This window comes from Deltaproteobacteria bacterium, assembly GCA_009930495.1.
In the GTDB taxonomy this organism is placed as follows: domain Bacteria; phylum Desulfobacterota; class Desulfovibrionia; order Desulfovibrionales; family Desulfomicrobiaceae; genus Desulfomicrobium.
Window position 1 is genome coordinate 1 of record RZYB01000285.1, and the last position, 2361, is coordinate 2361.

Annotated in this window: 2 protein-coding genes; both read right to left on the reverse strand. The window is 55.1% G+C overall.

All coding sequences use genetic code 11. The features are described from left to right. Positions 1 to 83: 83 nt before the first annotated feature. The gene (gene gltA / locus EOL86_13820) at positions 84 to 1574 is read right to left on the reverse strand and encodes an NADPH-dependent glutamate synthase (GenBank protein NCD26652.1); all 1491 of its coding nucleotides are present in this window, start codon (positions 1572 to 1574) and stop codon (positions 84 to 86) included. Beyond that, the coding region (locus tag EOL86_13825) for a sulfide/dihydroorotate dehydrogenase-like FAD/NAD-binding protein (GenBank protein NCD26653.1) at positions 1574 to 2361 on the reverse strand (788 nt) is incomplete at its 5' end. The genes EOL86_13825 and gltA, both read right to left, overlap by 1 nt.

The following is a 2361-nucleotide window of genomic DNA, read 5'->3' on the forward strand; positions in this document are numbered from 1 at the left end:
TTGTTCCAACCATTGGAATAAGTTATGAAAAAAAGTTCCAATGACTGGAACTTTTTATCTGCCCGCTTTTGGTCGTGCGGGGACTAGTCTTTTTTCGCCAGCAGCTCGTTGATGGACTCGGCGGCTCTGCGTCCGGCTCCCATGGCGAGAATGACGGTGGCGGCTCCGGTTACGATATCGCCGGCAGCGAAGACGCCGGGAATAGAGGTGGCTCCGTTTTCGTCGGCGACGATGTTGCCCCATTTGTTGGTTTCTAAGCCGGGGGTGGACTGGGTCAGCAGCGGATTGCTTTCATTTCCGATTGCGACGATGACGGTATCGACGTCCAGCAGGTATTCGCTGCCGGGAATGGCTACGGGGCGGCGACGTCCGGATGCATCGGGTTCTCCCAGTTCGTATTTCAAGACTTCAATGGCCTTTACCCAGCCTTTTTCGTCGCCGACAATGCGTTTGGGATTGCGCAGAAGCTGGAAGTTGATGCCTTCTTCTTTGGCGTGGCCCACTTCTTCGACCCGGGCGGGCATTTCCGCTTCGGTGCGACGATAAATCAGGTAGACTTCCTCTGCGCCAAGGCGCATGGCCATGCGGGCGGAATCCATGGCCACATTTCCACCACCAATAATGGCGGCGCGTTTGGGACGGAAGATCGGGGTATCCGACTGGTCGGCATCGTAGGCTTTCATGAGGTTGGCGCGGGTCAGATATTCGTTAGCGGAAAAGACGCCGACGAGGTTTTCGCCTTCGATGTTCATGAACTTGGGCAATCCGGCACCGACACCGATGAATACGGCATCAAATCCATCTTTCTTCATGAGATCCAGGGTTTTTCGGGTACGTCCAACGACGAAGTTTGTTTTAATTTCAACGCCCATCTGACGGAGGGTGTCCACTTCGTTTTCCACAATTTTTTTGGGCAGACGAAACTCGGGAATTCCATAAACCAGCACGCCGCCGGTTTTGTGAAAGGCCTCGAAAAGCGTCACGTCATGTCCTTCGCGCCGCACGTCGGCGGCGACGGTGATGCCGGCGGGTCCACTGCCGATGACCGCCACTTTTTTGCCCGTGGCTGGTTTTACCTGCGGAGCGGCCACGCCGTTATCGCGTTCCCAGTCGGCGACAAAACGTTCCAACCGGCCAATGGCCACGGCTTGGCCCACATCTTTCAAGCCTTTGCCCACGGTGCACAATTCCTGACACTGGGTTTCCTGAGGACAGACGCGTCCGCAGACCTGCGGCAGCAGACTGCTCTTCTTAATGATGCCGATGGCCTTACGGTTATCTTCGTCGACAATGGCCTGAATAAAGCCGGGGATATCGATGGATACAGGACAGCCTTTTACGCAAGGCATGTTTTTGCATTGCAGACAGCGCTGGGCTTCCACCAGTGCCTGTTCTCTGGAATAACCAAGTGCCACTTCCTGCATATTACTGCGGCGCACATCGGGATCCTGTGACGGCATTTCCTGCGCGGGAATCGCCATGCGTTCTTTTGCTTTGACGGGCGGCTGCGCCTGCAGTTTTGCGTATTCGGCGGCGGCCAGTTCCTGAAGGGTTTCGGGTTTAATAAAACTCATTATTTCTGTCCTTTCTGTTCACAGCGGCAGACGTGATCCTGCTCAACTCCTTTATAGGAGCCGAGTCGGCTCATCATGTTATCAAAATCGACGAGATGTCCGTCAAACTCCGGTCCGTCGACACATACAAATTTCACTTCATCGCCCACCGTTACGCGACATCCGCCGCACATGCCCGTGCCGTCCACCATGATGGTATTCAGCGAAACCATGGTGTGGACGTTATAAGGTTTGGTGGTCAGCGCACAGAATTTCATCATGATCGGCGGGCCGATGGCGACCACCAGATCCGGCGGATTATCGGATTCACACAGTTCTTTCAGCGGGACGGTGACCAAGTCCTTGCGCCCGTAGGATCCATCGTCGGTGACGATAATCAGCTCGTCGGCAATAGCCTTCATTTCGTCTTCGAGAATCAGCAGATCCTTGTTGCGTGCCCCCATAATAATGGTGACTTTATTGCCTGCCGCTTTCATGCCCTGTGCAATGGGATGCATGGGGGCAACACCGATGCCGCCGCCCACGCAGACGACGTGCCCGAAGTTTTCAATATGCGTGGGTTTGCCCAATGGGCCCACCAGTTCCTGAATCGTATCGCCGGCTTCCAGTGCTGCCAGCTTCGTTGTGGTGCTGCCCACTTTCTGGAAAATCAGGGTGATGGTGCCTTCGACGGGATCGGCATCGGCAATGGTCAGCGGAATGCGTTCGCCGAAATCATGATCGACCTGCAGGATGATAAACTGCCCGGGTCTGCGTTCTTCAGCAATTAAAGGAGCCGCGACTTTCA

Bases quoted from the DNA above. Each gene is read 5' to 3' on its own strand.
- gltA (NCD26652.1), bottom strand. From the start codon at position 1,574: ATGAGTTTTATTAAACCCGAAACCCTTCAGGAACTGGCCGCCGCCGAA.